1 protein-coding gene is annotated in these 285 nt (G+C 60.7%); it reads left to right on the plus strand.

From position 1 onward, the window contains the following. On the plus strand, window positions 1-285 hold a 285-nt coding region (locus IZR01_RS54970; RefSeq protein WP_499698320.1), incomplete at its 3' end, for a reverse transcriptase domain-containing protein.

Genomic DNA, 285 nt, shown 5'->3' on the forward strand with positions numbered 1-285 from the left:
TTGGCGAACCTGTTTTTGCACTATGTGTTCGATGCCTGGATGGCCCGGGAGTTCCCGGGGTGCCGGTTTGAACGCTATGCCGATGATGGCGTGGTGCACTGTCGCACGTTGGTGCAGGCGGAGCAGGTCCTGGCCGGGTTGCGGTCCAGGATGGCTGAGGTCGGTCTGGAGTTGCATCCAGGCAAGACCAGGATTGTGTATTGCAGGGATAGCAACCGTGGTGGTGGGGGTGGGCCTGATGGGGGTCATCCGCACGCGCAGTTCACGTTCTTGGGATACACGTTC

The organism is Catenulispora pinisilvae (assembly GCF_015356865.1).
Lineage (GTDB): Bacteria > Actinomycetota > Actinomycetes > Streptomycetales > Catenulisporaceae > Catenulispora > Catenulispora pinisilvae.